Here is a 6,880-nt window from a genome sequence, read left to right on the forward strand (position 1 = left end):
ATGACCGCGCGCACCGCCTTCTGGACGACTCTGACCGATCCGCTGATCCGGCAAAACCCGGTGACACTGCAAATTCTGGGCATCTGTTCGGCGCTGGCGGTGACGACGTCGCTGGCGACGGCGTTGACCATGTCGGTGTCGCTGACCGTGGTGCTGACCCTGGCGGCGGGCGTGATCAGCCTGATCCGGCGGCACATTCCCGACACGATCCGCCTGATCGTGCAGATCGTCATCGTCGCTTCGCTGGTGATTGTCATCGACCAGATCCTGCAAGCCTATTTCGCGCAGATCAGCCGCGCCCTGTCCGTCTATGTCGGGCTGATCACCACGAACTGTCTGGTTCTTGGCCGCACCGAAGCCTATGCGCGCTATCACCCGCCGCTGCCATCCATGGTCGATGCGTTCGGCAACGGGCTTGGCTATTCGTTGGTGCTGATCATCATCGGTGCGATCCGCGAGTTGTTCGGACGTGGGCAGTTGTTCGGCCATCAAGTGCTTCCGCTGGCCGATGCGGGAGGCTGGTTCACGCCGCTCAGCCTGATGTTGCTGGCGCCATCGGCCTTTTTCCTGCTGGGCGGTCTTGTCTGGGCCGTGCGGTCGGTGCGCCCTGAACAGGTCGAAGCGCCCGAATTTGCGCCTCCCCCACGACCGGAGGCGGCAGAATGACCGACGCCTGGTCCTTCTTCCTGTTCGCGGCATTCGTCGACAACATGCCGCTGACGCTGTTTCTGGGGTTGTGCACCTTTCTTGCCCTGTCGCGCCGCACCGAAAGCGCCATCGGCCTGGGCATTGCGATGACAGGGGTGCTGGGGGTGACGGTGCCCCTGAACCATCTGATTTATCAGGGATTGCTTGCACCTGGCACCTGGGCCTGGGCAGGGCAGCCGGATCTTGACCTCTCCTATCTATCGCTGATTGCGTTTATCGGTGTGATTGCGGCGACCGTGCAGCTTCTGGAAATGCTGCTGGACCGGTTCTTTCCCGCCATTCACGCCGCGTTCGGAGTGTTCCTGCCGCTGCTGACCGTGCAATGTGCGATCCTTGCAGGAAGCCTGTTCATGGTCGAGCGGAACTATACGCTGGGCCAGTCCACGATCTTCGGGCTGGGCAGTGGCGTTGGGTTTGCGGTGGCCGTGGTGATGCTCAGCGCGATCCGCACGCGCCTTGCCTATGCCGACCTGCCCGCAGGCCTGCGGGGGCTTGGCATCGCGTTCATCCTGACGGGGCTGATGTCGCTGGGCTTTGCTTCGTTTGCACAAATGGCGGCTGCACCATGAACGAGATCGTCCTTGGCAGCCTGATCATCGCGGCCCTTGTGGTCGGCCTGGCCATCGGGCTTCTGTTGGCGCGCAGCCGGTTGGTTCCGACAGGGACGATCGAGGTCACGGTGAATGAGGGCATGACCCTGAACGCGCGGCGGGGGGCCAAGCTGCTGGGCGTTCTGCACGATGCGGATATTCGCATTCCTGCGGCCTGCGGCGGGTCCGGCACCTGCGGGCTGTGTCGCGTGACGGTGACCGGTGACGGGGCGGGCGAGCCGCAATCGACGGAACGCGGTGTACTGTCACCCAAGGACCGGCGCGCGCATGTGCGCCTGGCCTGCCAGACAACACTGCGCGGCGATTGCGCGGTGCACGTGCCCGATGACATCCTGAGCGCGGGGGGCGGCGTGACGTGCAAGGTTGCCTCGACCCGGATGCTGGCCCCACTGATCCGTGAAATCGTGGTCGACTTGCCAGACGATCACCCGACTGCGTTCCGTGCGGGTGACTTCATGCAGATCACCGCGCCACCCTATCAGCTTGATTTTGCAACGCTGGAGCTTGCCCCTCAGTTCGAAGAGGTCTGGCAGATCAACAATTGGCGCGGGCTGAAGGGCGGGTCGGACACCGATGTGACGCGCGCCTATTCGCTGGCCAGCCGACCCGAAGATGCGGGGCGCGCGGTTTTCAACATCCGGCTCGCCGTGCCGCCTGCCGGGCGCGAGGACGACGTGCCGCCCGGCATCGTCTCGTCCTGGCTGTTTTCGCTGAAACCCGGTGACACGGTCAATCTGTCCGGCCCATTCGGAGAGTTTCATGTTCAGCCGACCACGCGCGAGATGGTCTTTATCGGCGGTGGCGTCGGCATGGCCCCGTTGCGGGCAATGATCCATCAGGAACTGGGGCGCGGCACGACACGGCGGATCCGGTATTTCTATGGTGCGCGCACGGCGGCTGATCTGTTCTATACCGACGAGTTTGAAGCCCTTGCCACGGACCACGCCAATTTCAGCTGGACCCCCGCCCTGTCGGACCCAGCCCCGGGTGATCGCTGGACTGGTGCGACGGGATTCATCCACGAAACACTAAACGCCGAGATGCGCGCCCATCCCGCCCCCGAGGATTGCGAATACTACCTGTGCGGCCCGCCCGTCATGATCTCGGCCGTTCTGGGTACGCTGGAACGGCTGGGGGTCGAGCCCGGGTCAATCTTCTTCGACGATTTCGGGGGATAGGGCATGATTTGGCACCGATGCTTCTTGGCCCTATCATCGCAACCAGGCTGCCCGCAGGCGGGTGCTGCCAGATAAGGACAGGTGGACATGGAAATCTTGTTTGCAATCGCCATCTTCGGTCTTGCCGCCGTGGGGCTTGGGCTGGGCCTGACCTTCGGGCGCGACCCCGTGCGCACAAGCTGTGGCGCGGCGGCAGGTTTGCGTGAAGGGCGCTGTGCAGACTGTCCGCTGCGCCACGCAGACACAGCCGGGGCCGACCAATGACCACCCATCGCATCGCGTCGATCATGCGCCGCGACAGTCCCACCCTGACACCGGACATGCCCATCCGGCGCGCGGTTGCCATTTTGCTGGAGGCCAAAGCCGCCGCCGCCCCGGTGCTGGGCGAGGATGGGCAGATGGTCGGGATCCTGACCCAGAAGGACTGTTTTCGCCCGGCCCTGCACGCCAGTTACCATCAGGAATGGAGCGGGCAGGTGGCCGACCAGATGTCGCGCGATGTCGTCAGCGTTCAGGCCAGCGACGATGTGATCCGTGTCGCCGAGATGTTCCTGTCCCACCCGCACCGTGTTTTCCCGGTGGTGGACGGGGCGGCGCTGGTGGGGATCGTGCACCGTTCGGACGTGTTGTCGCTGCTTCTGCGCGAGGGATGATGCCGCCCGCCCGAGCTTGGCAGGGTCCGGGCCAATGCGCGTGGTCAGGCCATCGCTTTCTGTTTCTGTCCCCCGCCGAATCCGATACTGCTGTTTCATGGATATCGTAATCGTTTGCGCGGTCATCGCGTCGCTTTTTCTGGTTATTGGTGCGGCCGAGCCGCTGGCGTCACGGCTTCGCCTGCCGTTCACCGTCATCCTTGCCATACTCGGCATTCTTATCGGGCTGGCCGCGACCTTTTTCCTGCGGACCGACCTGACCGATGCCCTGAACCCCGTCGCCGAGGCGATCCTGGGCCTGCCCATCCGGTCGAATGTGTTCCTGTATGTGTTTCTGCCAACGCTCCTGTTTCAGGCGACGTTGGGCATGAATCTGCGCCGGATGCTGGACGACTGGGTGCCGATCATGGTGCTGGCGGTGGTTGCGGTGGTCGTGGCGACGCTTTCCGTGGGTTATGCACTGTCCTGGGTCAGCACCTTGCCGCTGGCAGCCTGCCTGTTGATCGGGGCCATCGTGTCGACGACCGATCCGTCAGCGGTCGTCTCGATCTTTCGGTCGATTTCGGCGCCCCGTCGCCTGTCCCGTATCATCGAAGGCGAAAGCCTTTTGAACGATGCGGCAGCCATCGCGCTGTTCGGTCTGTTCATGGGGTTCGTCATGCTGGGCATGCCGGAGCCCGAGCTGGGCGCGGCGCTCCGTCAGTTTCCGGTGCTGATTGCCGGAGGCGCCATCAGCGGTTGGTTGGCAGCGCGCGGAGCGATCTGGCTGATGACGCTTTTCAGCGCGCATGAACTGGCGATCATCTCGGTCTCGGTCGCCCTGCCGTATCTTGCCTATATCGGGTCTGAACAAATCATCGGGGCGTCGGGCGTCATCGCCGTGGTTGCGGCAGGACTGACCCTGAACTTGGCCGGGCCGGGTCGAGTGCCGCCGCAGGCGTGGAACTATCTGGGCGAGGTCTGGAACCTGCTGGCCCACTGGGCCGGGGCGCTGATCTTCATCCTGGCTGCGCTGCTGATCCCCAGATTGCTGGAAGGGGTCCGGTTCAGCGATTTCATTCTGATCGGCGTCATTGTCATCGCGGCCCTGGCCGCCCGTGCCGTGGTTTTGTTCGGCCTGTTGCCTTTGCTGACCCTGTTGCGACTGTCACCGCATGTCGAACGACCCTACCGAACCGCGATCCTGTGGGGCGGATTGCGCGGCGCGGTCACGCTGGCGCTGGCGCTTGCCGTGACCGAAAGCCTGCGCGTTCCGGTCGAGGTCAAGCGCCTTGTGGGCATACTTGCCACCGGGTTCACCTTGTTCACGCTGCTGGTGCAGGGCACCACGCTTCGGTCCGTCATCGGCAGGCTGGGGCTGGATCGCCTGTCCCCGATTGACGAGGCAATGTCGCGGCAGGTGGTTGCCGTCGCCCTGCAAACCGTCCGCGAAGACGTGGCGCGCACCACCGAAGATTACGCCCTGACCCATGAGGTCGTGCGATCAGAGGCAAAAGCCTTTGGCGAACGTCTGGAAAAAGCGGTCAGGGATACCGAAGCTGCGGACGACATTCTGGATCGCGACCGGATCACTCTGGGTCTGATCGCGCTTGCGGGGTTTGAACGCGACATGATCCTGGCGCGGGTGCGCGAGCGTACGATTTCGGCCCGGATGGCAGAGCAGACGCTCTTGGATGCTGACCGGTTGATTGAAGGCGCGCGGACGGGTGGGCGCAGTGGCTATCAACGGGCGGCGCGCAGGTCGGTGGCCTATGGGCGCGGCTTTCGGGTTGCGGGGCTGTTGCACCGACGGGTGGGTCTGTCCGGCCCGTTGGTGCGTCTGACCGCAGACAGGTTCGAACGTCTGTTGTCGCAGCGCCTGACGCTGCGTGACCTCGACGCCTTCATCGAGGGCCGCATCCGCCGCATCCATGGCCGCCGTGTCGCCGAGTTGCTGCTGGAGCTTCTGGGGCGGCGGATCGAGATGGTCGAAACCGCGCTTGATGGTCTACGGCTTCAGTATCCCGGCTATGCCGAAGAGCTGGAACGCCGCTTCATCCGGCGCACCGCCCTTCGGTTTGAGGAACGAGAATACACAGCCATCCGCGAAGACGGGCTGATCGGGGCCGAGGTTTACACCACCCTGATGCAAGACCTCTCAGCCCGCCGCGCGCTGGCCGAGGGTCGGCCGCCCTTGGACTTTGCCATGCGCCGGTTTGAACTGGTGCGGCAGTTTCCCTTGTTCGCGGATCTGGACGACAAAACCGCACGGCGGCTTGGTCGCGCGTTGAAGCACCAGTATGTGGATGCCGGCAACATCGTCTTGCGCAAGGACGGGGTGGTGAAAGGCGTGTTCTTCATCGCCTCGGGCGCGGTGGAACTGGAAAGCGCTGGGCAGACATGGCGTCTGGGTCGCGGTGAAATGTTCGGTCAGATTGCCATCCTGATGAAACACGCCCGCCGCGCCGAGGTCCGCGCCATCGCACCCACGACGCTCTTGGTCTTGGATCAGGCACGATTCCGTTCGCTTCTGAAACGCAGCGCGTCGTTGCGCGCGGCTGTTCGTTCCAGCGCCGAAAAACGTGGCATCGACCCCGATGCATTGCTGTCCGACAAGCCCGCTGACCCCTGAAAAGCAGGGTACACAGTGGGGCCTGTGTCAGAGTATCACCGCATTCTGCCTTGTGTATCAACCGATGCGCGTCACAGGGAAGCCGCCGCGCGGCGGGCCACAAGGCAGGAAACGGCGATGGGGTCAGCTTATGACCCAGAGGTCAAACCCATCTGCCGCGCAAAGGTGGTGCGGGGTGAGCTAACGGTTAGTCATCGCGTCGAGGCCGGCATCGGATATCAGCCAGCGGAAACCGATCAAGAGCCGAATTTACCCAATGCTGCGCTGCAAAGTTTCTGACAGCTTTTTCGGTCCCATCCCAGTGAACCGCGCTCCATCCCGATGTCCGAGAGGCTTTGATATTTGCCAAACTATCGTCGACCAGCGGCAGGTGGCCAGGTTGTCGTCCCGTTACCTGCGCCGCTATCGCATAGAACTGGCCGCTTGGTTTCTTGCCCCCTGTCTTGGCAGAATACACAATACCATCGACTGCATTATGTAATCTGCTCTCATCTGCTCCTGTTTGGTTGCGTGATATACAGGAACTCCCTGGCGTCTTGCCGCGCGGGCATCAGTCAGGGCCGTGTGAACGACGCGAGAATCCATTTCAAACCAATAGTCCATCAGACCTTTGGCTTGGATATGCGGTGCCCTGCGTTGCAATACCGCCCCGAGCGCAGGCAGCATTTCCTTCTTCACGACGACAATGTCGTTCCACGCGTCACATAAGAAGTCATTGGTTAGGATTTCAGGGCACACTCCCAAGTCCTTCAAAAGGTCGCTGTCCCAACGCCGCCCATCGGCGGGGACGGCCTTCAACGAGGACCCCATCTACATCGAGCATAAGACATTCGGCTTTCTTCTGATTTCTCTGTTTGCAGGATGGAATGTCGCTCAATGCGGCGGACGTCCCTCTTGGGATGACGCGCAAGGATCCTGAAGGGCATCACCTTCGGTCCCCTCACTTCGACCACCGTCGACCTCAATCAAGCAAGGGCCTGCAAAACGGAAGCCGATTGTATCGAAGATTTCGTTCGGTGGGCGGTTGCAGGCGTCAATTCGTGGTGGGTGGTTGATGTGTTGCAACCAAGTAGAAATGTCACCTGGTTCGCAAAGCAGAAATGTCACTCTGAGCGCAAC

At 62.6% G+C, this 6,880-nt stretch carries 7 protein-coding genes; 6 read left to right on the top strand and 1 reads right to left on the bottom strand.

The window, feature by feature from the left end; translation table 11 throughout:
• From IE188_RS15515 to IE188_RS15540, 6 genes are all read left to right on the top strand, one after another.
• Nucleotides 1–666, top strand: a complete 666-nt coding sequence (locus IE188_RS15515; RefSeq protein ID WP_191287432.1) for an NADH:ubiquinone reductase (Na(+)-transporting) subunit D — start codon at nucleotides 1–3, stop codon at nucleotides 664–666.
• A complete protein-coding gene (gene nqrE, locus IE188_RS15520) occupies nucleotides 663–1,277 on the top strand; it encodes an NADH:ubiquinone reductase (Na(+)-transporting) subunit E (protein WP_191287433.1) in 615 nt (204 codons plus the stop codon). The genes IE188_RS15515 and nqrE overlap by 4 nt, the downstream gene beginning before the upstream one ends.
• Nucleotides 1,274–2,497 (top strand): NADH:ubiquinone reductase (Na(+)-transporting) subunit F, encoded by a 1,224-nt coding sequence (gene nqrF, locus IE188_RS15525; protein WP_191287434.1) that lies wholly within the window; start codon nucleotides 1,274–1,276, stop codon nucleotides 2,495–2,497. The genes nqrE and nqrF overlap by 4 nt, the downstream gene beginning before the upstream one ends.
• Before the next feature lie 87 nt (nucleotides 2,498–2,584).
• Entirely contained in the window at nucleotides 2,585–2,761 is a 177-nt protein-coding gene (locus IE188_RS15530) for a hypothetical protein (protein WP_191287435.1), read from the top strand.
• Nucleotides 2,758–3,150, top strand: a complete 393-nt coding sequence (locus IE188_RS15535; protein ID WP_191287436.1) for a CBS domain-containing protein — start codon at nucleotides 2,758–2,760, stop codon at nucleotides 3,148–3,150. The genes IE188_RS15530 and IE188_RS15535 overlap by 4 nt, the downstream gene beginning before the upstream one ends.
• A gap of 97 nt (nucleotides 3,151–3,247) precedes the next feature.
• The gene (locus tag IE188_RS15540) at nucleotides 3,248–5,761 is read left to right on the top strand and encodes a cation:proton antiporter (protein WP_191287437.1); all 2,514 of its coding nucleotides are present in this window, start codon (nucleotides 3,248–3,250) and stop codon (nucleotides 5,759–5,761) included.
• A gap of 187 nt (nucleotides 5,762–5,948) precedes the next feature.
• Here IE188_RS15540 and IE188_RS16905 read toward each other — a convergent pair whose 3' ends face one another.
• On the bottom strand, nucleotides 5,949–6,278 hold the full coding sequence (locus tag IE188_RS16905; RefSeq protein WP_407648257.1) for an HAD-IA family hydrolase: 330 nt from the start codon (nucleotides 6,276–6,278) through the stop codon (nucleotides 5,949–5,951).
• Nucleotides 6,279–6,880 lie beyond the last annotated feature (602 nt).

Origin of the sequence: Aliiroseovarius zhejiangensis (assembly GCF_014656375.1) — a bacterium.
In the GTDB taxonomy this organism is placed as follows: domain Bacteria; phylum Pseudomonadota; class Alphaproteobacteria; order Rhodobacterales; family Rhodobacteraceae; genus Aliiroseovarius; species Aliiroseovarius zhejiangensis.

Excerpts from the sequence above, each read along its gene's own strand:
- IE188_RS15515 (WP_191287432.1), top strand. The coding sequence starts at position 1 with ATGACCGCGCGCACCGCCTTCTGGACGACTCTGACCGATCCGCTGATC.
- nqrE (WP_191287433.1), top strand. The coding sequence starts at position 663 with ATGACCGACGCCTGGTCCTTCTTCCTGTTCGCGGCATTCGTCGACAAC.
- nqrF (WP_191287434.1), top strand. The coding sequence starts at position 1,274 with ATGAACGAGATCGTCCTTGGCAGCCTGATCATCGCGGCCCTTGTGGTC.
- IE188_RS15530 (WP_191287435.1), top strand. The coding sequence starts at position 2,585 with ATGGAAATCTTGTTTGCAATCGCCATCTTCGGTCTTGCCGCCGTGGGG.
- IE188_RS15535 (WP_191287436.1), top strand. The coding sequence starts at position 2,758 with ATGACCACCCATCGCATCGCGTCGATCATGCGCCGCGACAGTCCCACC.
- IE188_RS15540 (WP_191287437.1), top strand. The coding sequence starts at position 3,248 with ATGGATATCGTAATCGTTTGCGCGGTCATCGCGTCGCTTTTTCTGGTT.